Source organism: Stutzerimonas chloritidismutans, from assembly GCF_038562055.1.
GTDB lineage: Bacteria > Pseudomonadota > Gammaproteobacteria > Pseudomonadales > Pseudomonadaceae > Stutzerimonas > Stutzerimonas chloritidismutans_A.
This window is the reverse complement of sequence record NZ_JBCFXD010000002.1, coordinates 185,914-212,483: the sequence shown is the minus strand read 5'-3', so window position 1 is coordinate 212,483 and position 26,570 is coordinate 185,914. Positions and strand designations below refer to the sequence as shown.

Below are 26,570 nucleotides of genomic sequence, written 5' to 3'. Positions count from 1 at the left end.
ATCAAGCCGGGCGCTAGAACGATTTCACGATCCGCCCGAGCAGCTCCATCGCCTTTTCGCTGCGCTCGTCCCAGGGATGGCCGTAGTTCAGGCGTGCGCAATTGCGAAACCGCCGGGTGGCTGAAAAGATCGGGCCCGGAGCGAGGCTGATGCCCTGCGCAAGCGCCAGCTGCAACAATTGCAGCGAGTCGACCCGCTCGGGAAATTCGAACCAGAGAAAGTAACCACCGCTGGGTCGCGTGACCCGGGTGCTGGCGGGGAAGTGACGCGCGGCGGAGGCCAGCATTTCACCCTGTTGGCGTTCCAGTGCATGACGCAACTTACGTAAATGGCGGTCGTAGCCGCCGTGCTGCAGATAATCAGCGATAGCTGCCTGGGCCGGCACCGAGGGCGAAATCGTCGTCATCAGCTTGAGGCGGCTGATCTGTTCGGCATAACGGCCGCCCGCCACCCAGCCGATCCGGTAACCCGGCGCCAGGCTTTTGGAAAACGAGCCGCAATGCATGATCCATCCGTCACGGTCGTGGCTCTTGACCGGTTTCGGCGGCTCCTGGTTGAAGTACAGCTCAGCGTAGACGTCGTCTTCGATCAGGGGGACCTGATGGTGCTGCAGTAGCGCATAGAGTTTTTCTTTGTTGCCCTCGCACATGCTCGCACCGAGGGGGTTCTGCAGGCTGCTCATGAACCAGCAGGCCTTGATCGGCAGGCTGCTCAGGCGGCTTTCCAGGGTGCCCAGGTCGATGCCATCACGTGGATGCACCGGAATTTCCACAGCTTTGAGCTTGAGCCGCTCCAGCACCTGCAAGGTGGCGTAGAACGCGGGCGCTTCGATGGCCACCAGATCCCCCGGCTGGGTGACGACCTGTAAACAGAGGTTCAGCGCTTCCATGGCGCCGGTGGTGATCACCAGTTCGTTCAACGACAGCATGACGCCACTGACCATATAGCGCAGCGCGATCTGTCTGCGCAGGTCAGGGTGGCCGGTCGTCATCTCGGCGACCACTTCACGCCCCGGCATCTCGCGCACGGTGTGCGCCATCGAGCGCGCCAGGCGCTGCAGCGGAAACAGATCGGGACTGGGGAAGGCGGAACCGAACGGAACGGTGTGCGGATCACGCAGTGAGGCGAGCACCGAGAACACCAGTTCGCTAACGTCGACATCGGTGGTTTCGCTCAGGCGTGGGCTGATCTCGGGCTCGGGAAGCCGGCGTCTGGCGTGCTCGCGAACGAAATAGCCCGAGCGCGGCCGGGCCTGGATCAATCCGCGATCCTCCAGCAGGTAGTAGGCCTGAAAAACTGTCGAAGGACTGACGCCGTAGGTGCGGCTGGCATGGCGCACGGACGGCACCTTTTCGCCCGGCGCCAGCACGCCGGAGCGGATCAGATCGGCAATTTCGTCAGCGAATTTCTCGTAGCGCTTCATCTGGTTCCGCTTCGGCAAGGGGGGATATTGGTCAGCCGCGTGAGTGGCTCGTGCGCGCAGCCACCATCCTACCGAACCCTTGGCGCAATGAAGGTACTCGGAGCGGTTACCTGGCGTGTCGGGTCGCTCGCGTCGGTGACCGAGAAGTTCACCTGTCGGGGGGCGTCACCGTTGTCGTTAACGAGCGCCACGCTGACCGGCACGTTGACGATCTCCCCTGCGGCCAGGTTTATCTGGTGCGGGCCGTGCAACTCGTAGGGGCCGTCGTCCAGACTGATCAGATAGTCGCGCGGCTGCTGGGTTTTGTTGATGATCTTCAGGCTGTACATATTTTCGATCTGGGCCTGGGTATTTTCGCGGTAAAGGGTGCGGTCCTTGGTTACATCCAGGGATAACGTTGGTCTCGCTTCCAACGCCCAGACGAAGGCACCGATCATAATAGCCAGCGCTCCGGCATAACCGACCAGACGCGGTCGCAGTAGCCTGGTCTGGCCGCCTTCAAGCGCACGTTCGGAGGTATATCGAACCAGACCCCGGGCATAACCCATCTTGTCCATGACGCTGTCGCAGGCGTCAATACAGGCGCCGCAACTCAGGCAATCGAGTTGCAGGCCGTCGCGGATATCGATGCCCGTCGGGCAGACCTGCACGCACAGGGTACAGTCGATGCAGTCGCCAAGGCCCTCGGCCTTTGGGTTGGCGTCTTTGCGCCGCGCGCCTCGTTGTTCGCCGCGAGCGGCATCGTAGGACACCACCAGGGTGTCGGCATCGAACATCACACTCTGGAAGCGCGAATAGGGGCACATGTGTACGCACACCTTTTCCCGCAGCCAGCCGGCATTGATGTATGTCGCGGCGGTGAAGAAGAACAGCCAGAACGCGGCGGTTGCGCTCAGCTGCAGGGTGAACAGATCGATGACCAGATCACGGACAGGCGTGAAGTAGCCGACGAAGGCAATCGCTGTGGCCAGGCTTACGGCCAGCCAGACGGCGTGCTTGGCAGCGCGTCGCAACAACTTGCTGAGTGACAGCGGGGCGGCATCCAGTTTGATTCGCTGGCTGCGATCACCTTCGGTAACTTTCTCGGCCCACATGAACACCCAGGTCCACGTGCTTTGCGGGCAGGCGTAACCGCACCAGACTCGACCCGCGAGCACTGTGATGAAGAACAAGCCAAAGGCGGCGATGATCAGTAACGCCGATAGCAGGATGAAATCCTGCGGCCAGAAGGTCGCTCCAAAGATGTGAAATTGCTGTTTGCCGACATCCCATAGCACCGCCTGGCGTCCGCCCCAGGTCAACCACTGGGTGCCGAAATAAAGCAGGAACAAGAGTCCACCGCCAATCAGGCGCAGATTGCGGAACAGCCCGGTAAAACTGCGGGTATGAATCGGCCCGCCGGCCTGTGCCGGGGTCAGGCGGATCGGCTTGCGTGGATTGACGGTGTCGATGATTGTTACTGGGATGCGTTCGGTCATTGTGTCGCCCCTATCAGGCTAATCAGGCGGCGCTGATGATCCGGTTGGGGTACCCCGCATAACAGTCTCAGGTTGACCGAATAAATACGGATCAGATGACAGAATCTTCCGTGGGCGCGGTCATGCGATCAATGATAATCGCGCTGTGAGGTGCGTTGCTGCTGGTCCTGGGAGGTTGGATGGTGGGCCTGACGACTACTCCAGTGCCAGCGGGTGTCTGCCGCTGCGACACCAGGTCACAGCGGTAGCCAACCATCTGATCCGCTTTTTTTAAGTTCAGCTGCACCTGTTTCGCTGCGGTAGTGGCGAGTGATAGTCAGCCTGCTGACGCGCAGGGACGTGCTGTCGACGACCGTTCCCTGCATGATTACCTATTCCGTTCCGCTGCATTAAAGGACCCCTGATGATTCTTAAAGGCCTGACTTGGCTGGTCGTGCTGCAATTGATCGGCAGCGTCATCCATCTTTCGCTGCTGCCTGTCTTGCCGGGCCCCATCATTGGCATGGTGTTGCTGTTTGCGCTGTTGCTGCTGCGACGAGGCATTCCTGAACCCCTCGAGAAGACCGCTGCGCTGCTGTTGCAGTACCTGCCGTTACTGCTCATCGTGCCGGCGGCGGGAATCATGACCAGCAGCGATGCGTTGCTCGATGACCTGCCGGCTATTGCCGCCGGCTTGGTCCTGTCGCTGGTGGTAACCGTGCCGTTCTGCGGTTGGTTGATGCAGACGCTGATCAGGCGGACGGATCGGCAGCGTGAGGATCAGGCATGAGCGGCATTGACTGGCGCAGCGTCTGGGCCATGATGCTGGATCACCCGCTGTTTTCAGTGGGGCTTACGCTGATTGCGTTTCAGCTGGCGCTGGCGCTCTACCGGCGCAGCGGCTGGCTGGTGTTGCAGCCGGTAATGGTCGGCATGCTGCTGGTGGTCGGTATGCTGTACCTGTGCGGCATCGACTACGCAAGCTACCGCGCCGATGCGTCGATGATCGCCGTATTGGTCGGCCCTGCGACGGTCGCGTTGGCAGTGCCGTTGTACCGCCATATCCGCCGCATTCAGCAGCTGTTCTGGCCAATCCTCATCACGTTGGTGAGCGGTGGGGTGCTGGGCGTTGTCCTGACGCTGTCCATCGCCGGTGCGTTGGGCGCGGACCTGGCCGTATTGATGAGCCTGTCGCCCAAGGCGGCGACCATGCCGATTGCCATGCTGGTGGCTGAGCAATTGGGAGGCCTCGCGTCGCTGGCGGCGGTCTTCGTCATGCTGACGGGCGTGATCGGCACGGCGTTGGGCCCGCTGTTGCTTGGCTGGGCTGGGGTCGATCATCCGGCGGCACGCGGTTTGAGCTACGGCATCAATGCGCACGCCATCGGTACGGCGCGGGCGCTGGAGGAAGGGGACGAGTGTGGCGCGTTTTCGGCGCTTGGGATGAGTCTGCTGGGCATCCTGATCGCGCTGTTCCTGCCGCTGGCGCTGGGCTGACGCTGGTTTGCGGTCTCGAACCTTTGCGATTGCTTCGGGTACGCCTAGGCTTAGGGCACCCATCTCAGGAGCGGTCCCATGTTCGAGCAGTTCCAGCGTAGCGAGTGCGAAGTCAATGGCGTTCGGATCAACTATCGGAAGGGCGGCGCCGGTCCGCCCCTGCTCCTGCTGCACGGCTACCCGCAAACCCATGTGATCTGGCACGAAATCGCCGATCAGCTGGCTGAACGCTTCACCGTCGTGGCGGCTGACCTGCGCGGTTACGGCGATAGCAGCAAGCCCGACGGCGGCGAAGACCACGTCGGCTATAGCAAGCGCGAAATGGCGCGGGATCAGGTCGAGCTGATGCGCTCGCTGGGCTTCGAGCACTTCGACATTCTCGCCCACGACCGCGGTGCGCGAGTCAGCCATAGGCTGGCGATGGATCACCCAGAGGCGGTACGCAGGATGATCCTGCTGGATATCGCGCCGACCCTGGCCATGTACAGCCAGACCGACGAAACCTTCGCCCGTGCCTATTGGCACTGGTTCTTTCTGATTCGCCCGGCGCCGCTGCCGGAAATCCTGCTCGAAGCGAACCCCGAACTCGTCCTGCAGAGCGCCGTGGCAACCCGCGCCGATCACGTACACCCATTCACGGAGGCGGCTTACGCCGAGTACCTGCGTTGCATGAAGCAGCCCGGCACTATCCACGCGTTCTGCGAAGACTATCGAGCCAGCGCGGGCATCGACCTCGAGCATGATCGGGCTGATCGCTCCGCTGGTCGAACGATCCTGGCGCCCTTGCTGGTGCTCTGGGGGGCGCAGGGAATCATCGAGCGATGCTTCGATCCGCTGAAGGAGTGGCGTGCGGTGGCGCAGGACGTACGAGGCAAGGCGTTACCGGCTGGGCACTATTTGCCTGAAGAGGTGCCCGAGCTGCTTCTGGAAGAGGTTTTGGCTTTTCTTGGGTGACGAGTCGACGTATCAGTATTTACGATTGATTTGTGCGGAAAAATCCAACCATATAATCGCCCATTCAATAGATGATGACCTCATTCCGCCGCTCGACGCTGACAGTCGAGTCGGCCAGTTAGTGAGGCTTGTGCAATGATCGATATTCGTCCGCGCGCGGACCTTGGCGCTGCTGATCATGGATGGCTGGATACGCGTCATCACTTTTCGTTTGCTGAATATCATGATCCGGCGCGCATGCACTGGGGTCATCTGCGGGTCTGGAATGACGACAGCATCGCTCCGCACTCCGGATTCCCCACTCATCCGCACCGCGACATGGAAATCATCACCTACGTGCGCAAAGGGGCCATCACCCATGAAGACAGCCTCGGCAACCGCGGGCGGACCGTGGCGGGCGACGTTCAGGTGATGAGCGCAGGCACCGGTATAGCCCACAGCGAATACAACCGCGAAGACGAGACCACCGAGATCTTCCAGATCTGGATCTATCCGGACCAGTCCGGCTTGGCGCCCGCCTGGGGCACACGGCCTTTTCCGGCAGGGGAGCGGGCTGGCAGCTTCGTCACCCTGGCCAGCGGCATGGCCGCGGACGGCGAGGCGTTGCCCATACGTGCCGATGCCCGCGTGGTTGCCGCGACACTTTCGGCCGGTCAGGTTGCCGAATACGACATTGGCCCGGACCGTAAGATCTACATGGTGTCTGCCAGCGGACGTATCGCAGTCGGTGAGCACATTGCAGCGGCGGGTGACGGTGTTGCTGTGCGAGACGAGACGCGGCTGAGCGTCAAGGCGTTGGAAGACAGTGAAATTGTGCTGGTCGATGTGCGCTGAGCGTATCGACACAAACCGGAACACAACCCAGGAAGAGGAAACTGAGAAATGGCAAAGATTCTTGTGCTGTACCACTCAATGTATGGCCACGTCGAAACAATGGCCAATGCAGTGGCCGAAGGTGCGCGTCGCGTTGAAGGGGCAGAAGTGACCGTCAAGCGCGTGCCGGAAACCATGCCGGAAGAGGCTTTCAAAAATGCAGGCGGCAAGGTTGACCAGGAGGCGTCGGTCGCCAGTCCCTCGGAGCTAGCCGATTATGACGCGATCATTTTTGGTACGCCGACGCGCTTCGGCAACATGTCCAGCCAGATGCGCACCTTCCTCGACCAGACCGGCGGGCTCTGGGCCAAGGGCGCGCTGCACGGCAAGGTCGCCAGCGTGTTTACCTCCACCGGCACCGGCGGTGGCCAGGAGATGACCATTACCTCGACCTGGACCACGCTGGCCCACCACGGAATGATCATCGTGCCGACCGGCTATGGCATCGGCGAGTTCTTCGACATCTCCGAAATGAACGGCGGAACGCCTTACGGCGCTTCGACTATCGCTGGCGGCGATGGCTCGCGCCAGCCCTCGAACAAAGAACTGACCATCGCCCGCTATCAGGGCGAGCTGGTGGCCCAGACCACGGTGAAGCTGAAAAGCTGACCCGCTGCCAATGGTGCCGTGGCGGCTTGGCTCGCCCGGCACCTCGGCGACCCGCAATCAATCGTTCCGCAGCAACCCGTACATCAGCTCGTTGACGTAGCCGCTATCGCTGGCACGTTTGTAGGCCGCGCGCTGAGTTCCCTCGTGGACAAAGCCTAGGCGCTCATAAAACGCAATGGCACGGGGATTGTCCGCCTCAACTGTCAGCTCGATACGAGTGATGCCCGCTTTCCACAGCCGCGAGATCGCGTCCTGCATCATTGCTACGGCCACGCCTCGGCCTTGCGCTTCCGGCGCCACGGCCAAGGTTCCCAGGTAGGCCACATGGGCGGTGCGACCAACATGCCGCTGCGCCTTGTAGAAGCCCATCACTTTGCCATCGACCTCGTACAGGTAAAAACAGCCGCTCTCGAACAACGGGTCGAACACCTTGCTGAAAGCCTCGCGTGGCATCGGGTCGAAGCCGAGGAAAGGCACCACCGTTTCGTGCATGTAGATGTCGTAGACGCGATCGTAATCGGCGGGGGCAACCAGTCGGCGCATGTCCATTTTCCTAGGGCAGTGGCGCGAACAGCGCCTCGATATCACTTGGCTCCAGTTGCCAGCCGCCTTGCTCACCGGCGTCCAGCACGCCGGAAGCCAGTTCGGCTTTGCGTTGCTGCAGTTGCTGGATCTTTTCTTCGACGGTAGCCCTGGCGATCAGCTTGTAAACGAATACCGGCTTGTCCTGACCGATGCGGTGGGCGCGGTCGGTGGCCTGGTTTTCCGCGGCCGGGTTCCACCAGGGGTCGTAATGGATCACGGTGTCGGCCGCGGTCAGGTTCAAGCCGGTACCGCCAGCTTTCAGGCTGATTAGGAACAGCGGGACGTCCCCGTTCTGGAACCGCTTCACCGGGGTGCGCCGGTCCTTGGTTTCGCCGGTGATCTGAACGTAGTCGATGGCGCGGCTCTGCAGCTCGTCTTCGATCAATGCGAGCATCGAGGTGAACTGTGAAAACAACAGGATTCGCCTGCCTTCAGCGAGCAGTTCGGTCAACATCTCCATTAGGCTATCGAGCTTGCCTGAGGTGCCGCCTCGAACTGGTCGCACGGCTTCGCCCTTGACCAGGCGCAGATCACAGCACACCTGGCGCAGCCTGAGCAGTGCATCGAGGATAACGATCTGACTGCGCGCCAGGCCTTTGCGGTCGATCTCCTCGCGGACCTTGCTGTCCATGGCCAGTCGTACGGTTTCGTACAGGTCGCGCTGAGCCGGGCTGAGTTCGACCCAGTGCAGTATCTCGGTCTTCGGCGGCAGCTCCTGGGCAACCTGCTCTTTGCGCCGCCTGAGCAGGAAGGGTTTTATCCGTTTGCTGAGGTGCTCCAGCCGCTCGGCGTCGCCGTGTTTCTCGATGGGGGTACGGTAGTCGCGGTTGAATTGCTTTGCGTCGCCCAGCCAGCCGGGCATGAGGAAATGAAACAGTGACCAGAGCTCACCCAGATGATTTTCCAGCGGCGTGCCGGTTAGGCAGAGACGCTGGCGGGCATTCAACCGTCCGGCAGCTTGTGCCGCCTTGCTGCTGGCATTCTTGATGTTCTGGGCTTCGTCGAGCACCAGCACATGCAGCGGTACGTCTGCGAGCAGGTCGATGTCTTTGGGCAGCAGTGCGTAGGTGGTAAGCAGCAGATCGTAATCGCCCAGATGCTGGTAGAGCTTTCGACGTGTAGTCCCATGCAGCGTCGCGACTTTCAGTGACGGCGCGAAGCGGGCTGCTTCGTCCTGCCAATTGGGGATAAGCGTGGTGGGCATCACGACGAGCGAGGGTCGGTCCAGCGTGCCGACTTGCTTCTCCAGCAACAGGTGAGCAAGGGTCTGCAATGTTTTGCCCAGGCCCATGTCGTCGCCCAGAACCCCGCCGACCGCGAGTGTGCGCAGGGTTTGCATCCAGCGCAGGCCGTCCAGCTGATAGGGGCGCAGCGTTGCGTTCAGACCCTGCGGTGGGCGGATGTCCTGTTCGCGGTAATCGCGCAGTCGCTGGGCGAACGACCTTAGGTGCTCACCGCCCTTCCATTGCAAGGGAAGCGCATCCAGTTCGGCCAGCCTCGCGGCATCCGATCGCTCCAGCCGCAAGTGTTCGCCGTTTGGCTGTTCCTGCAGATAAAGCTCGGACAGGGTCGCGAGGATGGGCTTCAAACGACCGAAAGGCAGCAACACCTGTAACGGCTGATCATCCTCATCCCGGCGCCGGGCAAGTGGCACCCGAAGGGTCTCGTCGTCGCTGCGTTGAGCCAGCGCTTGCGCTGAAAGCAGCGCAGGGTTGCGCCTGATCAGGCTGAGCAGAACCGGTAACAGACTGATTCGCTCGCCTTCGACGACGATACCCAGCTCCAGGTCGAACCAGCTGTGCTCGGGTGGTTCGTCGACCTCGACATACCAGGCATCAATCGGTGTCACGTCATACGCAAAGCCGGGGTGCATGACCACCTGCCAGCCTTGCTCGCGCAGCGGCGAGAGCTGGGTCTGCGTGAAATTCAGCCACGCCGCCTCGTTCGGCAGCTCGAACATCTCTGCCGAGTCGTTGGGGAGCGCGAGGCTCTGACGCAGCGCCGGACGGAAACCCAGTTGCTGCAATTGCTGGCGCAGTGCCTGCTCGACGTCTGGCTGGCGGGCAATGCTAAGCACGCGAGTGCCATCGGCCTGCCGTAGCCGCTGGCCAGGCTTGGCTTTGCCGTGAACCTGAGTACGGCCGTAGAGGAAACTCAACCCGGCACGATGCTGGTGTTCGCTGACCATGCGCCCGCTGCTGGGCTGATAGTTGACCGCCTGATGACTGCCTAGGCTCAGGTGGGGCAGGGGAAGCAGGTCATCAACCTGATGTTGTTCAGCCTTGGCGGGTGCTGGCAGCTGTGGGGCAATTTCATGGAGTGTCAGACTGAACAGGGCCGCCTGCGCGGATGGCACCGCTGGTGCGTCGAGCAGGTGCCGGGCCAGGGGCATCGGCAGGCCGTGGTCGATCAGGCCCAGTTCGTTCTGCGTTCTGTCAATGTAATGCAGCGGGTCCACAGCGGTGACCAGCTCGCTGTCGGTATCGCCCATGTCCAGGCCAGGCCTGTAGCTGCCGTCGGCTTGCTCGTTCCAGCTGAAGCGTGCCTGGCGGGACCGACCGGGCTGCAGCGCCGGTTTATCCCAACTGAGAAAGCCGCGACCGGTCTGTAGAATCAGCCGCAGGATTTCGCCGCCGTTTTCGCCGTTCAGGTTGAATCCATTACCCGACGTGCGGCCCAGCGTAGCCAGTGCGGCAATACGTAGATCGAGCGGTTGCATGAAGTTTGGCTGGCGAAAGCCGGCTTCGCGCAGACCGTAGTAGGGCTGTCGCTCGCCCCAGGTGCCGTCTTGGTATTGGCGCACCTTGTAGACCTCTATGGAGAGGTCAGGGCATAACAGATAGTGCAGGCACCAGCCTTGGCCGGCTTGCAGGTTGTCGCCCAACGCCTGTGGGAGCTGCGATAGCCATTGTTCCAGCCGGTCAGGGAATCGCTCGCCAGACTGCGCGCTCTGCTTGACGGGCAAGCGCTCGGCTTGCATTTCGAGGGTGGCTATCAGGGCTACGCAATGCTTGCAGTTGAGACCCACCGGACAGCTGCAGAGGCAGCTGAGCCTGCCGTCGCGGGACAGTTCAAGCGACTGACGATAGGCGCTGCCACCTGAACCGCGACAGGTCGCTTCGACATAACGCGAATCCTCCCGCACAACCCTGATGCGGTCCTCCGCTGCGTACTGCTGGCCCCTGGCGATAGCGTTTTCAGAAAACGGCAGTCGCCATGCGGCTGGCAGGTTGGGGACAAAGTCACCCTGCATCGGTGGGTCGATTGGCGAGAGCGGGCATCGTCGGCATCGTTACGGCTTTTCCACGGACAAACGTTCGAGCAAGGCTTCGAGCGTGTTGAAGCGCTCCTCGGCACGCTCCATCGGCACCTGAAACTTGAACATCGTGGCGCCTTCGAATTTGTAACGGTTGGGCTGGCTCTGGATCAGTTTGATCAGCACCATCGGGTCGACGCTGGTGTCCGCGGCGAACTCGATACGCCCGCCCTGAGGCCCCGCGTCGATCTTGGTGATGCCGAGGCTAGCGGCCTGCAGCTTAAGCAGGGTCAGCCTGACCAGGTGCTTGGCCGGCTCGGGCAGCAGTCCAAACCGGTCGATCATCTCGACCTGCAGTTCACGCAGACCGTTCTCGTCGGCAGCATTAGCGATGCGCTTGTAGAGAATCAGCCGCGCATGCACATCGGGCAGGTAGTCTTCCGGAATCAGCGCCGGGACGCGCAGATTGATCTCCGGTCCGCCACCCAGCGGTTGATCCAGGTTCGGCTGTTCACCTTTCTGAATGGATTTGACCGCGCGCTCGAGCATTTCCATATAAAGCGTGAAACCGACCGCTTGAATCTGCCCACTCTGGCCATCTCCGAGCAGCTCACCCGCGCCGCGAATTTCCAGATCGTGGGTGGCCAGGACGAAGCCCGCCCCGAGATCCTGTGCGTTGGCGATGGCTTCCAGGCGCTTTTCCGCGTCGGGGGTCATGGCCTTGCGTGGTGGTGTCAGCAGGTAGGCGTAGGCCTGGTGGTGGCTGCGTCCGACCCGACCGCGCAACTGGTGCAGCTGGGCCAGCCCGAACTTGTCGGCACGCTCGATGATGATGGTGTTGGCGCTCGGTACGTCGATGCCCGTTTCAATAATGGTCGAGGCGATCAGTACGTTGAAGCGCTTGTGGTAGAAGTCGCCCATCACCTGTTCGAGCTCGCGCTCGCGCATCTGCCCATGACCTACGCCGATGCGCGCTTCCGGCACGAGTTCGGCGAGATCGGCGGCGCACTTCTCGATCGTCTTCACATCGTTGTGCAGGTAATAGACCTGGCCGCCTCGCAACAGCTCGCGCAGTAGCGCCTCTTTGATCACGGAGTTTTGCTGCTCCATGACAAAGGTGCGTACTGACAGTCGACGCGCCGGCGGCGTGGCGATGATGGACAGATCACGCATCCCCGCGACGGCCATGTTCAGCGTGCGCGGAATCGGCGTGGCGGTCAGGGTCAGAATGTCCACTTCACTGCGCAGCGCCTTGAGCTGTTCCTTCTGGCGCACCCCAAAGCGGTGCTCTTCGTCGATGATCACCAAGCCCAGATTGGTGAACTTCACATCGTCCTGCAGCAGCTTGTGCGTGCCGATCAGGATGTCGACTTTGCCTTCGGCCAACTGGTCGACCGCGGCCTGAATCTCCTTGGCGGACTTGAAGCGGCTCATCACTTCGACGCGCACCGGCCAGTCGGCGAAACGGTCACGGAAGCTGTTGTAGTGCTGCTGGGCGAGCAGGGTGGTGGGCACCAGCACTGCTACCTGACGGCCGCTGTGCACCGCGATGAAGGCCGCTCGCATGGCGACTTCGGTTTTACCGAAGCCCACATCGCCGCAAATCAGGCGGTCCATGGGCTTGGGCGCCAGCATGTCGCTGCGTACGGCTTCGATAGCGGCCTGCTGGTCCGGCGTTTCTTCGAACGGGAAGCCAGCGCTGAAGGCTTCGTAGTCCAGCTGCGGGTCTTCGAAGGCGTAGCCCTCGCGTGCGGCGCGACGGGCATAGATGTCTAGCAGCTCTGCAGCGACGTCGCGAACCTGTTCAGCGGCTTTGCGCTTGGCTTTTTGCCAGGTTTCCGAACCCAGCCGGTGCAGCGGGGCGAGGGCATCGTCACTGCCGGTGTAACGGGCGATCAGGTGCAGGCTGGAGACCGGTACGTAGAGCTTGGCGTCCTCGGCATACTGCAGCATGAGGAACTCGGCGGCCTGACCCTCTATTTCCAGTGTGACCAGGCCGTGGTAACGACCGACGCCGTGGTCGATATGCACCACCGGTGCACCTTCGCGCAATTCGGTGAGGTTCTTGATGACGTTTTCGCCAGCATCACGCCCTTTTTCACGCCGACGGCGCTGCATGATGCGTTGGCCGAACAGCGGACTTTCCGCGATGAGCGCAATAGCCGGATCCTGCAACAGCAGGCCGTCGTCCAGTGGCGCAATTGAAATGGCCAAGCGCTCGCCGCTTTCAACGAACTGCGGCCAACCTGAAACTTCCTGTGGACGCAGTTTCAGCCGCGCCAGGAGCTCCAGCAGAACTTCACGGCGCCCAGCCGATTCGGCGGTGAAAAGCACGCGACCGGGAAACTCATCGAGGAAACGGCGAAGCGCACCGAGCGGCTCGCTGGCCTTGGCATCTATTGCTAACTCAGGAAAGCGGCTGGCCGCAAAGCGCTCGCGGCCGATTCCTGTTTCCACGTCATCCTGGCTGGCCACGACGCGTGGCCACAGCTTCAGATGAGCGAAGCAATCCTCGACCGCCATGAACAATTCGGCGGGCGGCAACAAGGGCCGCTCAGGGTCGACGCGACGCTCTTCGTAGCGCGTACGCACGTCTTTCCAGAAGTGCTCCGCGGCCTGCTCTATACCCGGCAGAGAAAACACCTGGGTGTCCTCCGGCAGGTAATCGAACAGGGTCGAGGTCTCGTCGAAGAACAGCGGCAGGTAGTACTCGATCCCGGCCGGAGTGATGCCGGTGGACAGATCCTGGTAGACCGGGCAACGGCGGAAATCCACATCGAAGCGTTCACGGAAGCGCGCGCGGAAGCCGGTAACCGACTCCTTCTTCAGCGGGAATTCGCGGGCTGGCAGCAAACGGATCGAGTCGACCTTGTCGATGGAGCGCTGGTTTTCAGGATCGAAAGTGCGCAGCGTTTCGATTTCATCGTCGAACAGGTCGATGCGGTAGGGCAGGGGGCTGCCCATCGGAAACAGGTCGATCAGTGCACCACGAACGGCGAATTCGCCATGTTCGTACACTGTGTCTACACAGCGGTAGCCGGCCGCTTCGAGGCGGGCACGCATTTGCTCGACATCGAGCTTCTGACCGACATCCAGTACCAGACTGGAACCGAGCAAAAAACGCTTCGGGGCGAGTTTGTGTAGCGCTGTGGTAATGGGAACTACCAGAACGCCGTGAGTCAGCTCTGGCAGCTGATAGAGCGCTGCGATCCGTTGAGAAATGATGTCCTGATGCGGTGAAAAAACGTCATAGGGCAGCGTCTCCCAGTCGGGAAAGTGCAGAACCGGCAAGTCGGGCGCAAAGAAGGCAAGCTCTTCCTGCAGGCGTTCAGCGCTCTGGCTGTCGGCGGTCAGAAGGAGGGTGAATCGGTCTGCGTTGCTGGCGGCTTCGGCAATGGCCAGGCTCAGCGCAGCTCCAGGAAGGTTGCCCCAGGTTTGCTTGCCGCTGGCGGCAGGCATGGGCGGAAGGCGCAATACGGACACGAGTGGGCGTGGCTCCGGTCGATAAAAAATGGACCGCCGGGATTGTAACTATCCGCGCGGAACGCTGTCAGTGTTTCGGCTGCACAGATTGCCGACGCTAGGGTGCGGCGGCATAATGTAGCCCTTTTTCTCAGCCCCTACATGTTGGAAGGAACTGCCCGTGACTCAGAAGCCCGACCAGTGTCTTGGTGAATGGATTGATCGAGAAGCCCTCGCCGAAGCGATGATTCCGCTGATTGGTCAGCTGTATCGTAACAACAACGTGGTGACTTCCATCTATGGCCGTGGGTTGATCAACCGTTCGGTCATCGCACTGCTCAAAGCTCATCGTTTTGCGCGTCACCGTCAGGCTGACGAAGCTGAGCTGTGCGTCAATGAAACTCACCAGATTCTTACCACCATGAGCCAGATGGACCTGGGTGCCGCTTCGGTGGACCTAGGTAAAGTCGTGGGGAAGTTCAAGGCCGAGGGGAACGGTCGCAGCCTTGACCAGTTCGTGCGTGACGAGCTGGCTGAAGTCGCTGGCAAGCGCAACACCACCGGCGTCCACAAGGGCACCGACGTCGTGCTCTATGGTTTCGGTCGGATCGGTCGCTTGCTCGCCCGCATCCTGATTGAAAAGACGGGCGGCGGCGATGGCCTGCGTCTGCGTGCCATCGTCGTGCGCAAGGGGGCTGACAACGATCTGGTCAAGCGCGCCAGCCTGCTGCGCCGTGATTCGGTCCATGGTCCGTTCGAAGGCACCATCCACATCGACGCCGAAAACAATACCATCACCGCCAATGGCAACCTGATTCAGGTGATCTATTCGAACGATCCTGCTTCGGTGGATTACACCGAGTACGGCATCGAAAACGCTCTGCTGGTCGACAACACCGGTAAATGGCGCGACGCCGAGGGTCTCAGCCAGCACCTCAAGTGCCCGGGTGTTGCCCGTGTTGTGCTGACGGCGCCTGGCAAGGGCGAGTTGAAGAACATCGTTCATGGCATCAACCATGGCGAGATCACGGCTGACGACAAAATTGTATCTGCGGCGTCCTGCACCACCAACGCAATCGTGCCGGTGTTGAAGGCGGTCAATGACCAGTACGGCATCGTCAATGGTCATGTCGAGACGGTGCATTCCTACACCAACGACCAGAACTTGATCGACAACTTCCATAAAGGCAGTCGTCGTGGTCGTAGCGCTGCGCTGAACATGGTCATCACCGAAACGGGTGCTGCGACAGCTGCTGCCAAAGCGCTTCCGGTGCTCAAGGGCAAGTTGACCGGCAACGCCATTCGCGTTCCGACGCCGAACGTTTCCATGGCGATTCTCAATCTGAACCTGGAAAAGGCAACGAGCCGCGAAGAAATCAACGAGTACCTGCGCCAGATGGCCATGCATTCGGACCTACAGAAGCAGATCGACTTCGTTAATTCGCAGGAGGTTGTTTCAAGCGATTTCGTAGGTTCCCGCCACGCAGGCGTAGTGGATGCCGAGGCTACGATCTGCAGCGACAACCGGGTCGTCCTGTATGTCTGGTACGACAACGAGTTCGGCTACAGCTGTCAGGTGGTGCGCGTAATGGAAGACATGGCGGGCGTAAACCCACCTGCGTTTCCACGCTAACAGGCAGCCAGCACTGCAGGCGAAACGGGAGCTTCGGCTCCCGTTTTTCATTTTTCAACTCGCCGCGTATGCCGCAGTCATCGTGCTTGCAGACGAGGCGTCAATAGTCGGTTGCGGATGACCGCTTGTCTTCAGTCAAAAAATTGGAAGGCCTTGGGTGGTCAGTCACGTGTCGCGGCCTCTATAATCGGACGGATTTCTACCTGGGCCCGTGGCATAGCGTCGCGCCAATATATTTTTGGTGCGCGTCGTGCAATTCGACCTTCAGCTAAATCGCTGGGCCTGTAAAAAAGTCTTTCAAAATCAGTGGTTAGGCGAGCCGATGATCAATATTAAACGTGGGCTAGATTTGCCCATTGCAGGTGCGCCGGCGCAGCGTATCGAGGCCGGAAGGCCCGTGCGAAGCGTCGCCGTAGTAGGGTTTGACTACCCTGGCATGAAACCGACCATGGAAGTTCAGGTCGGTGATCGCGTGAAGCTGGGTCAGGTACTGTTTTCCGACAAGAAGATACCTGGCGTCCATTTCACCGCCCCCGGTGCGGGTGTTGTAAGCGCGATACATCGTGGCGAGAAGCGCGTCCTGCAATCGGTGGTCGTCGATTTGGAGGGCACCGAAGAGCTGACTTTCAACCAGTACGGGTCGACCGAGCTGGAAGGCCTGGGTGACGAGAAGGTCCGTGAGAATTTGCAGCAAGCCGGTCTCTGGGCTGCGTTGCGCACTCGTCCGTACAGCAAGGTTCCGGCTATCGATGCCGTGCCGAGTTCAATCTTTGTCACTGCCATTGATACTCATCCGTTGGCTGCCGACCCAGCAGTGATCATTGCGGAGCGGGCTGCTGATTTCGAAGCAGGGCTCAAGGTTCTTGGCAATCTGGGTAAGTTATTTCTGTGCAAGGCCGATGGCACTTCGCTGCCCGGCGAACAGGTAGCCAAGGTTCAGACTGAGCGCTTCGCTGGTCCGCATCCTGCAGGTCTGGCGGGTACACACATCCATTTCCTGGACCCGGTCAGCGCTACTAAAAGCGTGTGGACGATCGGTTATCAGGATGTGATCGCGATCGGTGCGCTGTTTCTGACCGGTAAGCTTTCGGTGGAGCGTGTGGTCTCGTTGGCCGGCCCGGTCGTAGAAACCCCGCGTCTGGTACGCACTCGGCTAGGCGCCAATCTTGATGAACTGACCGCTGGTGAGCTGCAGCCTGGCGCAAACCGTGTCGTGTCCGGGTCTGTCTTGGGCGGCCGTACAGCGCATGGCGCTTTTGCCTTTCTAGGTCGCTATCACCAGCAGGTGTCCTGCCTGCGCGAAGGCAAGGAGCGGGAAATGCTGCACTACCTGCGTGCCGGTAGCGACAAGCACTCGATCCTCAATATCTACATCTCCAAGTTGATGGGCGGCAAGAAATTCGCTTTCTCAACCTCCACCAACGGCAGCCCGCGCGCCATGGTGCCGGTGGGCAACTACGAGGAGATCATGCCGCTCGACATTCTTCCAACCCAGCTGCTGCGCTCGCTGATCGTTGGAGATACCGAGGTTGCGCAAAAACTGGGTTGCCTTGAGCTTGATGAAGAAGACTTGGCGTTGTGCACTTACGTCTGTGCCGGCAAGTACGAGTACGGCCCGATCCTGCGAGACAATCTGACCCGTATCGAGAAGGAGGGTTAAGGCATGGGCATTCGCGAATTCCTCGACAAGATCGAGCACAACTTCGAAAAGGGCGGCAAGTACGAGAAGTGGTACGCGCTCTACGAAGCGGCGGACACCTTCCTCTATCGTCCGGGCAGCGTCACCAAGACTACCGCTCATGTGCGTGATGGCATTGACCTGAAGCGGATGATGATTACCGTCTGGCTCTGCACCTTTCCGGCTATGTTCTTCGGTATGTGGAACACCGGTTATCAGGCCAACCTCATATACGCCCAAAGCCCTGATCTGCTTGCGGTTCAGGAAGGCTGGCAGTTTGCACTGATCAGTGCGTTGGCGGGTTTTGATCCATCCAGCGCGTGGGATAACTTTATTCAGGGGGCAGCATATTTCCTGCCGGTTTATGCAGTCACCTTCATCGTCGGTGGCTTCTGGGAGGTGCTTTTCGCCTCGATCCGAAAGCATGAGGTCAACGAAGGCTTCTTCGTCACCTCGGTTCTGTTCGCGCTCACGCTGCCGCCTAGCATTCCGCTGTGGCAGGTCGCACTGGGCATCAGCTTCGGTATCGTTATCGGTAAGGAAATCTTTGGTGGCACCGGTAAGAATTTCCTCAACCCCGCTCTGACTGGCCGTGCGTTCCTGTTCTTCGCCTACCCGGCACAAATGTCCGGCGACGCCGTTTGGACTGCGGTCGATGGCTATGCCAGCGCGACCGCACTGAGCCTCGGTTTTGCCGGTGGCATAGAAAACGTTGTGGAAAGCGGCATCACCTGGATGGACGCCTTTGTCGGCACCATTCATGGCTCGCTGGGTGAAACCAGTACGCTGGCTATCTTCATCGGCGGCGCGGTACTGCTGATGACCAAGATCGCGTCGATGCGCATCGTTGCCGGCACCATGATCGGCATGATCGCACTGAGCTCGTTGTTCAACTTGATCGGTTCGGACAGCAATCCATTGTTCGCCATGCCTTGGTACTGGCACATGGTGGTGGGTGGTTTCGCATTTGGTCTGATCTACATGACCACCGACCCCGTGTCGGCAGCGATGACCAATACCGGTAAGTGGGTCTATGGCATTTTCATCGGTGTGATGGTGGTGCTGATCCGTGTAGTCAACCCGGCCTTCCCTGAGGGCATGATGCTGGCAATTCTATTTGCCAACCTCTGTGCACCCTTGATTGACCACTTTGTCATCCAGGCCAATATCAAGCGGAGGCTGGCGCGTAATGTCTAGTCAAAAAGAATCCACTGTCCGTACGCTGATAGTGGCCCTGCTGGTTTGTCTGGTGTGCTCGGTATTTGTTGCTGGTGCGGCTGTCGCACTGCGTCCGACACAGCTGGAGAACCGTCAGCTCGACAAGCAGCGCAGCATTCTGGCGATTGCCGGACTCGGTGAGGCCGGTATGTCTGGCGCCGAAGTGAAGGCGCTGTATAAAGAGCGCATCGTCGCCAAGCTGGTCAATCTCGAGACTGGCAAGTTTAGCGACGAGTTTGATCCAAATACCTTCGATCCACTGGTTGCTGCGAAAGACCCACAGCTGTCCGATGCACTGCCGCCAGAGCAGGACATCGCTTCGATCAAGCGTCGCGAGAAGTACAGCGTCGTGTATATCGTCGAAACCGAGGGAGAACTGGATACCCTGGTGCTGCCTGTACGTGGCTATGGTCTGTGGTCGACGCTCTACGGTTTCCTTGCCCTTCAGGAAGATCTGAATACCGTGGCGGGCCTCGGCTTCTACCAGCACGGTGAAACACCAGGTCTGGGTGGCGAAGTCGACAATCCCAAGTGGCGCAGCCTTTGGGAAGGCAAGGAGCTGTACAACGAGGATGGTGAGCTGGCGATTCAGATCGTCAAAGGTGGAGTTGATCCGCAGAGCCCGAAAGCCGACCATCAGGTCGATGCGCTGGCCGGCGCAACGCTGACCAGTAACGGGGTCAACAATCTGCTGCACTTCTGGCTCGGTGAGAACGGCTTCGGTCCTTTTATCGCTAACCTGCGCGCTGGGGAGGCTTGAGTATGTCGCAACCTACTATTAAGGAAGTCCTGTTAAATCCGGTCTTCAACAACAACCCCATCGGCCTGCAGATCCTCGGCATCTGCTCGGCGCTGGCGGTTACCTCCAACCTGAAGACGGCGTTGGTAATGTCCATCGCGCTGACACTGGTTGTAGCGTTTTCCAACCTGTTCATCTCGATGATCCGCAGCCAGATTCCTGGTTCCATCCGCATGATCGTACAGATGGTGATCATTGCGTCACTGGTTATTCTGGTCGATCAGGTGCTCAAGGCCTACGCCTTTTCCTTGTCCAAGCAGCTCTCGGTCTTCGTCGGCCTGATCATCACCAACTGTATCGTGATGGGGCGGGCCGAGGCGTTTGCCATGCAGAACCCGCCGGTGCTTTCGTTCTTTGACGGGCTCGGCAACGGCTTGGGTTACAGCGCCATGCTGATCGCGCTCGGGATCATTCGCGAGCTGTTCGGTGCCGGTAAATTGATGGGCTACACCATTCTTCCGGTCGTCAATGACGGTGGCTGGTATCTGCCGAATGGCCTGCTGCTGTTGCCGCCTTCTGCGTTCTTCCTGATCGGTCTGTTCATCTGGGGCATCCGTAGCTGGAAGCGGGAACAGGTCGAGAAGCCGTCCTTCAAGATGGCGCCTCAGGTCTCGAACAAGGAGGCTTATTAATGGAACACTACATCAGCCTGTTCGTCCGTGCCGTGTTCATCGAGAACATGGCTCTGGCGTTCTTTCTTGGCATGTGTACCTTCATCGCAATCTCGAAGAAGGTCGAAACGGCTATCGGCCTGGGTATCGCGGTCATCGTAGTACAGGCCATCACCGTTCCAGCCAACAACCTGATCTACACCTACCTGCTGAAGGCCGGTGCGTTGTCCTGGGCTGGCCTGCCGGAAGTCGATCTTAGCTTCCTCGGCCTGCTGAGCTACATCGGCGTAATCGCGGCAATCGTTCAGATCCTGGAGATGACCCTAGACAAGTACGTGCCCAGCCTCTACAACGCGCTCGGCGTGTTCCTGCCGTTGATCACCGTGAACTGCGCCATCATGGGTGGCACGCTGTTCATGGTTGAGCGCGATTACAACCTGGCTGAAAGTGTGGTCTATGGCATGGGTTCGGGATTGTCCTGGGCGCTCGCTATCGCCTTGCTTGCCGGGATTCGCGAGAAGCTGAAGTACAGCGATGTGCCGGAAGGTCTTCAGGGCCTCGGGATTACCTTCATCACCATCGGACTGATGTCGCTGGGCTTCATGTCTTTCTCTGGCGTACAGCTGTAAGGACGGGATGAACTGATGAGTTACGAAATTTTCCTCGCCATCGGCATGTTCACCGCCATCGTGCTTGCGCTGGTTGTGATCATTCTCGCGGCGCGCGCCAAACTGGTCTCCAGTGGCGACGTGAGCATCGAGATCAACGGCGAACGCACGATTACGGTTCCGGCTGGCGGCAAATTGCTGCAAACCTTGGCCGCCAACAATATTTTCCTGTCTTCTGCCTGCGGCGGCGGTGGCACCTGCGCACAGTGCAAGTGCATCGTCGAAAGCGGTGGCGGAGAGATGCTGCCGACTGAGGAGTCTCACTTCACCCGTCGAGAAGCTGGGGAAGGCTGGCGCTTGTCCTGCCAGACGCCGGTCAAGGCAAACATGCAGATCGAAGTCCCAGAAGAAGTGTTTGGCGTCAAGAAATGGGAATGCACGGTTCTGTCCAACCCCAATGTGGCGACCTTCATCAAGGAACTCACCTTGAAGCTGCCGGAAGGCGAGAACGTCGACTTCCGTGCGGGTGGTTATGTGCAGTTGGAATGCCCGCCTCATGAAGTCCGTTACCAGGACTTCGATATCCAGGAGGAGTATCGCGGCGACTGGGACAAGTTCAACCAATGGAAGTATGTGTCGAAGGTCGAGGAGACCGTGATTCGTGCGTACTCTATGGCGAACTACCCCGAAGAAGTGGGGCTGGTGAAGTTCAACATCCGTATCGCTTCGCCACCTCCAGGCAAAGATGATCTGCCGCCTGGTCAGATGTCCTCCTGGGTATTCAGCCTGAAGCCTGGTGACAAAGTGACCGTGTACGGGCCGTTCGGCGAGTTCTTCGCCAAAGACACCGATGCGGAAATGGTCTTCATCGGCGGCGGTGCGGGTATGGCGCCCATGCGTTCTCACATCTTCGACCAGCTCAAGCGTTTGAAATCCAAGCGCAAGATGAGTTTTTGGTACGGCGCTCGCTCGATGCGGGAGGCCTTCTACGTCGAAGAATACGATCAGCTGCAGGCCGAGAACGACAACTTCCAGTGGCATCTGGCATTGTCCGATCCGCAACCGGAAGACAACTGGGACGGTCCGACCGGCTTCATTCACAACGTGCTGTATGAAAACTATCTGAAGGACCATCCCGCGCCCGAGGATTGTGAGTTCTACATGTGCGGACCGCCAATGATGAACGCCTCGGTGATCAAGATGCTCACCGATCTGGGAGTCGAACCGGAGAACATCCTTCTCGACGACTTCGGCGGTTAGTATGACCCATGCGTTACTTCAGCCCGTCATCGTTGCCGCCCTGGCGGCAGCCCTGACGGGCTGTCTGTTTCAGGACAAGGTAGAAAGTTTCGGCGGGCCCACCATGGGCAGTACCTATTCGGTGAAGTATGTGGCCGATGACGCCGCCGTTTCCAAAGAGCGGCTGCGAAAGGAGACGGATGCAATCCTGGCCGAGATCGACTGCCAGATGTCTACCTACCGTGCCGATTCGGATATCGAGACATTCAATTCGCTTCCTGCCGGCGCGTGCATGGCCATGCCCGGCGAGGTTCTTGAGCTTTTTCGCGCCGGCCAGCAGCTCTCGGAGGAAAGCGCGGGCGCTTTTGATCTGACGGTAGAACCCTTGCTCGATCTTTGGGGCTTCGGTCCTCATGGAGCCGGCGAGCGGGTCCCTTCTGCCGACGAGATCGCGGCGGCTCGAGACAACATGGGGCATGAGCATCTTCGGATTGATGGCGAACAGCTTTGCAAGGATGTAGCCGTACAGGTTGATTTCAATAGCATCGCTGCCGGCTATGCAGTGGACCGGGTGAGCGCCAATCTCGAGGCTTCCGGCGTCCGCCGTTATCTTGTCGAGATCACTGGAGAGCTCAAAGCGCTTGGCCGTAAACCCGATGGGGCGCCTTGGAGAATTGCAATCGAAGCGCCGCATGACAATGAGCGAGTAGCACAGCGGGTTGTCGAACTCGATGGCTATGGAGTGTCCACGTCAGGAGACTATCGCAACTATTTCGAGCGTGACGGCAAGCGCTATTCGCATACGCTCGACCCGGTGACCGGTGCTCCGATTGATCATCATCTGGCCGCCGTGACGGTTGTCGATCGCTCGACATTGAGGGCAGATGGGTTGTCTACTGTATTAATGGTGCTTGGGCCGGAGCGTGGTCTGGCATACGCGACGGAGAGGAACATTGCAGCGTTCTTCGTGATTCGTGAAGGACAGGAATTCATTAGTAAAAGCACCGAGGCCTTTGATGAGCTGTTCGGTGCGGGAGTAGGCGAATGACTTGGTTAATCGTTTTTCTGGTCATGTTGCTGGTGGTGTTCGGCATGTCCATCGGTGTGATCATGGGCCGAAAGCCCATTGCCGGCTCTTGCGGGGGCATTGCCAATCTTGGCATCGAGAAAGAGTGTTCGATTTGCGGCGGGAGCCGTGAGAAGTGTGAAGAAGTCAATGAACAGGCAAGCCACGGCAATAAAGCAGATCTCGCGTACGACGCGACCAGACGCTGACAGCGGACTTGATCGAAAGCTCGGGATATTCAGTGTCCCGAGCGTTGGTTTTTGCATGCAAGGTCGAGGCAAACCGTGCACCGGCGCAACAAGCCATTCGGCGGCGCGCCGATAAGCAACTTCTTCCGCTACCCGGTTTCCCAAATTCGTTAACAGCGGCAGGGCTGCCTGCTGCCTGGTCTGGGGTGAATATGGCTGTCTACAATTACGATGTGGTGATATTGGGCTCCGGCCCTGCCGGCGAAGGCGCGGCGATGAACGCGGTCAAGGCCGGGCGCAAGGTCGCCGTGGTCGACAGCAGGCCTCACGTGGGGGGGAACTCGACCCATCTGGGTACCATCCCGTCCAAGGCGCTGCGCCACTCGGTACGGCAGATCATGCAGTACAACACCAACCCTTTGTTTCGTCAGATCGGTGAGCCTCGTTGGTTTTCGTTTCCCGACGTTCTTAAGAGTGCCGAGAGCGTAATCGCCAAGCAGGTCACCTCCCGTACGGGCTATTACGCGCGTAACCGCATTGATATTTTCTTTGGCACTGCCAGCTTTGCTGATGAGCAGACCGTGGAAGTGGTCAGTGCTAATGGGATGGTTGAAACACTGGTGGCTAACCAGTTCATCATTGCGACTGGCTCTCGTCCCTATCGCCCTGATGACGTCGACTTTTCCCACCCTCGTGTCTACGACAGCGACACCATTCTCACCCTGAGCCATACCCCGCGTCGTCTGATTATTTACGGGGCGGGCGTGATCGGTTCCGAATACGCATCGATATTCAGCGGCCTCGGTGTACTGGTTGACTTGATCGACAATCGTGATCAGCTGCTCAGCTTCCTCGATGACGAGATTTCCGACGCGCTCAGCTATCACCTTCGCAACAACAACGTGCTCATTCGTCATAACGAGGAGTACGAGCGGGTTGAGGGTGTGGACAACGGCGTGATCCTGCACCTCAAATCGGGCAAGAAGATCAAGGCCGATGCCTTCCTCTGGTGTAACGGCCGAACCGGCAACACGGACAAGCTCGCGTTGGAAAACATCGGCCTCAAGGTCAATAGCCGCGGACAGATCAAAGTTGACGAGCATTACCGCACTGAGATCGGCAACATCTTTGCGGCCGGTGACGTAATCGGTTGGCCATCGTTGGCGAGCGCTGCTTACGATCAAGGGCGGTCTGCAGCGGGCAGTATCGTAGAGAACGACAGCTGGCGTTTCGTCGATGACGTGCCGACCGGTATCTACACCATTCCTGAGATCAGTTCGATCGGCAAGAACGAACGTGAACTGACCGAAGCGAAGGTGCCGTATGAGGTAGGCAAGGCTTTCTTCAAAGGCATGGCGCGGGCGCAGATTTCAGGCGAGCCGGTCGGCATGCTGAAAATCTTGTTCCATCGGGAGACGTTGGCTGTACTAGGCGTGCATTGCTTCGGCTATCAGGCTTCGGAAATCGTGCACATCGGTCAGGCGATCATGAACCAGCCGGGCGAGGCAAACACGCTCAAGTATTTCATCAATACCACCTTCAACTACCCGACCATGGCAGAGGCCTACCGCGTCGCTGCCTTCGACGGGCTAAACCGGCTTTTTTGAGTGGCTCCGACCGGTGGCCTGAGCCGGTCGGAGAAGATACCCGAGATTGGCGTTGGCCGAATCGGGAAAGCTTTTAGGGCAGCAATTCGGGCCGCCAATGATGGCGGCCTTGCTTTATGCGTTGCGCAGCGTCGTCACGGCGAGACCGGGATAGTCGGTGATCACGCTGTCAACGCCGAAATCTGCAAGCCGACGCATCAAGGCCGGATCGTTAACCGTCCAGACCGACACATGCAGGCCAAGTTGGCGCGCCTTGGCGATTCGCGCGGGCGTGCACAGGGTCCATTTCAGTGCTAATAGCGAGCAATCATATTGCTTGGCCACTTTCAGCGGGTCGAGCCAGGCATATTCGGCGACCAGGCCGCAGGAAAGCTCAGGTGTCAGTCGTTTCAAGGCGCGCAGTACCTCTCGCGATCCTGATGTCACGGTGACCCGGTCAAGCAGGCCATGACGTTCTGCCAGCGCTTTGATCGCCAATACGGAGCGCGCGGCGCGAACGCGCGAGGCACTTTTTACTTCCAGTTGCCAGTGCTCGAATTTGCACTGCTCGAACAGCTCCTCTAAGCGCGGTATGGGGCATGGCTGTTTCCAGCTGGGGCCTCCCTGGCGCGCGTCGTATTGGGTCAGCTCTTGGGCGTCATGCTCGACGACCTTGCCGCGTCTTCCTGTGGTGCGCTTGAGCGTCGGGTCATGGATGACCATCAGCTCACCATCTTTGGAAAGATGCAGGTCGAGTTCGCAGCGGTGAACGCCATGCGCGAGGCACTGCTTGAAACTGGCCAGGGTGTTTTCAGGCGCCTCACCCTTTGCGCCGCGGTGGCCGTAGATTAGCGTCACGGTTGTCTCTCTGGTTGTGATGGCGAGGGATGTTGGTGGTGGACAACGCTGTCTATCACCCGATTGCCCTCGAAATAGACGGAAAAGTCGTGGTAATCCCAGCGAGTGATTGGCGGCTGTCCGACAGCTGGGTGTTCCTCATCGGCCAGACCGAAACGATCAAGCACATCGATTTTCGCGTCCCCGCGGCTGGGAAGCGGGAGGTTGGCCAGGCCTTGCTGGCCGAGCGGGATTTTGATGCCGTCAGCGTTTGCAGGCGAGTTGAGGCTGACGATCAGAAGTAAGAGCAGAAGAGGGTGCATCAATCAGGTTCCTTGCGAGCTTTCTCGAGCCAAGCGTCTTTCCGCCGCCTGTTTTTGCAGGATATGTCGTGCAAGCAATTGTCGCTGTGCATCAGTCAGCGCTTCGAACGACGTACCGATTGCATACTGCCCGCTCTCGAGGGCTTGGCAGCTCGCCACGCGGGCGGTTAGCAACATACCCAGGCCTTGGGGCATCAGCGCCAGCTTCAACAACCAGATCGAGCCAACGTGGAGCGGTTGGTCGTTGACGAAACTGATGCCGCCTTCTGACAGTACGGTGGGGCGTGCAGGACCGAGGTCTTGCAGTAGATCCTGAGCGAGCGCCTGGCCAATCAAGTCGATACGTTTGTTCTGTACCTTCAGGTAATTGGCCAGTGTACGGTTGCCTTCGGCTATCTGACGTAGCAGATGCTGTGCTTCGAAGTCGAGCTGGTGAAGTTCGCCGAGCAATGCGAACCGGTGCGTCGAACCCGCCCCTGAGACTGTTTCGGCGTGTTCCGGCGGCAGGATTTCCAGTGCGATCATGTCCTCGATACGATAGTATTCGCGGCGATCATCAGTGTCTTCTATGGGCATGTCGATCCCTGAGCTGCAGTGATGGCTTGAGTGTATCAGGCCGCTTGGCGTCGTCATTCAGCTTGTTATTTCCCGCCAGCGAAAGCGAACCC

23 protein-coding genes are annotated in these 26,570 nt (G+C 59.5%); 15 read left to right on the top strand and 8 right to left on the bottom strand.

Going from position 1 to position 26,570, the window contains the following annotated elements; translation table 11 throughout:
* Positions 1-13: 13 nt before the first annotated feature.
* Positions 14-1,423 (bottom strand): GntR family transcriptional regulator MpaR, encoded by a 1,410-nt coding sequence (mapR, locus tag AAGW23_RS04420; protein WP_342405159.1) that lies wholly within the window; start codon positions 1,421-1,423, stop codon positions 14-16.
* Positions 1,424-1,491: 68 nt separating this feature from the next.
* Positions 1,492-2,901, bottom strand: coding sequence for a cytochrome c oxidase accessory protein CcoG (gene ccoG, locus AAGW23_RS04415; protein ID WP_342405157.1), 1,410 nt, complete (start codon positions 2,899-2,901; stop codon positions 1,492-1,494).
* 403 nt (positions 2,902-3,304) lie between these two features.
* On the opposite strand from ccoG, the gene AAGW23_RS04410 reads away from it, so the two are divergent.
* The 5 genes from AAGW23_RS04410 (at position 3,305) to wrbA (ending at position 6,813) form a co-directional block, all read left to right on the top strand.
* On the top strand, positions 3,305-3,670 hold the full coding sequence (locus tag AAGW23_RS04410; RefSeq protein WP_342405156.1) for a CidA/LrgA family protein: 366 nt from the start codon (positions 3,305-3,307) through the stop codon (positions 3,668-3,670).
* Positions 3,667-4,377, top strand: coding sequence for an LrgB family protein (locus AAGW23_RS04405; RefSeq protein WP_342405155.1), 711 nt, complete (start codon positions 3,667-3,669; stop codon positions 4,375-4,377). Before AAGW23_RS04410 ends, AAGW23_RS04405 begins: the two co-directional genes overlap by 4 nt.
* A gap of 78 nt (positions 4,378-4,455) precedes the next feature.
* A complete protein-coding gene (locus AAGW23_RS04400; protein ID WP_342405154.1) occupies positions 4,456-5,331 on the top strand; it encodes an alpha/beta hydrolase in 876 nt (291 codons plus the stop codon).
* A 135-nt stretch (positions 5,332-5,466) separates the two neighbouring features.
* Positions 5,467-6,165, top strand: coding sequence for a pirin family protein (locus tag AAGW23_RS04395; RefSeq protein ID WP_342405153.1), 699 nt, complete (start codon positions 5,467-5,469; stop codon positions 6,163-6,165).
* Between the two features lie 48 nt (positions 6,166-6,213).
* The gene (wrbA, locus tag AAGW23_RS04390) at positions 6,214-6,813 is read left to right on the top strand and encodes an NAD(P)H:quinone oxidoreductase (protein WP_342405152.1); all 600 of its coding nucleotides are present in this window, start codon (positions 6,214-6,216) and stop codon (positions 6,811-6,813) included.
* Between the two features lie 57 nt (positions 6,814-6,870).
* Here the strand turns inward: wrbA and AAGW23_RS04385 are convergent, their stop codons facing one another.
* The 3 genes from AAGW23_RS04385 to mfd are packed head-to-tail and all read right to left on the bottom strand — an operon-like array spanning position 6,871 to position 14,137.
* On the bottom strand, positions 6,871-7,356 hold the full coding sequence (locus tag AAGW23_RS04385) for a GNAT family N-acetyltransferase (RefSeq protein ID WP_342405151.1): 486 nt from the start codon (positions 7,354-7,356) through the stop codon (positions 6,871-6,873).
* Between the two features lie 10 nt (positions 7,357-7,366).
* Positions 7,367-10,651 carry a DEAD/DEAH box helicase gene (locus AAGW23_RS04380; RefSeq protein ID WP_342405150.1) on the bottom strand — a complete coding sequence of 1,095 codons (3,285 nt, stop codon included), beginning with the start codon at positions 10,649-10,651 and terminating at the stop codon, positions 7,367-7,369.
* Positions 10,652-10,690: 39 nt separating this feature from the next.
* Complete coding sequence (mfd, locus tag AAGW23_RS04375) at positions 10,691-14,137, bottom strand: transcription-repair coupling factor (protein WP_342405149.1); 3,447 nt, start codon at positions 14,135-14,137, stop codon at positions 10,691-10,693.
* Between the two features lie 160 nt (positions 14,138-14,297).
* On the opposite strand from mfd, the gene AAGW23_RS04370 reads away from it, so the two are divergent.
* The 10 genes from AAGW23_RS04370 (at position 14,298) to sthA (ending at position 24,763) form a co-directional block, all read left to right on the top strand.
* On the top strand, positions 14,298-15,749 hold the full coding sequence (locus AAGW23_RS04370) for a glyceraldehyde-3-phosphate dehydrogenase (RefSeq protein WP_200637713.1): 1,452 nt from the start codon (positions 14,298-14,300) through the stop codon (positions 15,747-15,749).
* A 322-nt stretch (positions 15,750-16,071) separates the two neighbouring features.
* A complete protein-coding gene (locus AAGW23_RS04365; protein ID WP_342405148.1) occupies positions 16,072-17,409 on the top strand; it encodes a Na(+)-translocating NADH-quinone reductase subunit A in 1,338 nt (445 codons plus the stop codon).
* A gap of 3 nt (positions 17,410-17,412) precedes the next feature.
* The gene (locus AAGW23_RS04360; protein ID WP_342405146.1) at positions 17,413-18,624 is read left to right on the top strand and encodes an NADH:ubiquinone reductase (Na(+)-transporting) subunit B; all 1,212 of its coding nucleotides are present in this window, start codon (positions 17,413-17,415) and stop codon (positions 18,622-18,624) included.
* Positions 18,617-19,405: a Na(+)-translocating NADH-quinone reductase subunit C gene (locus AAGW23_RS04355; protein WP_102834835.1), complete on the top strand. Its 789-nt coding sequence runs from the start codon at positions 18,617-18,619 to the stop codon at positions 19,403-19,405. The genes AAGW23_RS04360 and AAGW23_RS04355 overlap by 8 nt, the downstream gene beginning before the upstream one ends.
* Complete coding sequence (locus AAGW23_RS04350; protein WP_178114591.1) at positions 19,402-20,076, top strand: NADH:ubiquinone reductase (Na(+)-transporting) subunit D; 675 nt, start codon at positions 19,402-19,404, stop codon at positions 20,074-20,076. The genes AAGW23_RS04355 and AAGW23_RS04350 overlap by 4 nt, the downstream gene beginning before the upstream one ends.
* A complete protein-coding gene (nqrE, locus tag AAGW23_RS04345; RefSeq protein WP_102834833.1) occupies positions 20,076-20,684 on the top strand; it encodes an NADH:ubiquinone reductase (Na(+)-transporting) subunit E in 609 nt (202 codons plus the stop codon). The genes AAGW23_RS04350 and nqrE overlap by 1 nt, the downstream gene beginning before the upstream one ends.
* 12 nt (positions 20,685-20,696) lie before the next feature.
* On the top strand, positions 20,697-21,923 hold the full coding sequence (nqrF, locus tag AAGW23_RS04340; protein ID WP_342405499.1) for an NADH:ubiquinone reductase (Na(+)-transporting) subunit F: 1,227 nt from the start codon (positions 20,697-20,699) through the stop codon (positions 21,921-21,923).
* Position 21,924: 1 nt separating this feature from the next.
* The gene (locus AAGW23_RS04335; protein ID WP_342405142.1) at positions 21,925-22,950 is read left to right on the top strand and encodes an FAD:protein FMN transferase; all 1,026 of its coding nucleotides are present in this window, start codon (positions 21,925-21,927) and stop codon (positions 22,948-22,950) included.
* The gene (gene nqrM, locus AAGW23_RS04330) at positions 22,947-23,177 is read left to right on the top strand and encodes a (Na+)-NQR maturation NqrM (protein ID WP_342405141.1); all 231 of its coding nucleotides are present in this window, start codon (positions 22,947-22,949) and stop codon (positions 23,175-23,177) included. Before AAGW23_RS04335 ends, nqrM begins: the two co-directional genes overlap by 4 nt.
* Positions 23,178-23,368: 191 nt before the next feature.
* A complete protein-coding gene (sthA, locus tag AAGW23_RS04325; RefSeq protein WP_342405140.1) occupies positions 23,369-24,763 on the top strand; it encodes a Si-specific NAD(P)(+) transhydrogenase in 1,395 nt (464 codons plus the stop codon).
* 114 nt (positions 24,764-24,877) lie between these two features.
* Here sthA and AAGW23_RS04320 read toward each other — a convergent pair whose 3' ends face one another.
* From AAGW23_RS04320 to AAGW23_RS04310, 3 genes are read right to left on the bottom strand one after another with little or no spacing between them, the layout of a single operon-like run.
* Entirely contained in the window at positions 24,878-25,600 is a 723-nt protein-coding gene (locus AAGW23_RS04320; RefSeq protein WP_342405139.1) for a glycerophosphodiester phosphodiesterase, read from the bottom strand.
* Positions 25,597-25,902 (bottom strand): phosphodiesterase, encoded by a 306-nt coding sequence (locus AAGW23_RS04315; protein ID WP_342405138.1) that lies wholly within the window; start codon positions 25,900-25,902, stop codon positions 25,597-25,599. The genes AAGW23_RS04320 and AAGW23_RS04315 overlap by 4 nt, the downstream gene beginning before the upstream one ends.
* Before the next feature lie 3 nt (positions 25,903-25,905).
* Positions 25,906-26,478: a PilZ domain-containing protein gene (locus AAGW23_RS04310; RefSeq protein ID WP_342405137.1), complete on the bottom strand. Its 573-nt coding sequence runs from the start codon at positions 26,476-26,478 to the stop codon at positions 25,906-25,908.
* Positions 26,479-26,570 lie beyond the last annotated feature (92 nt).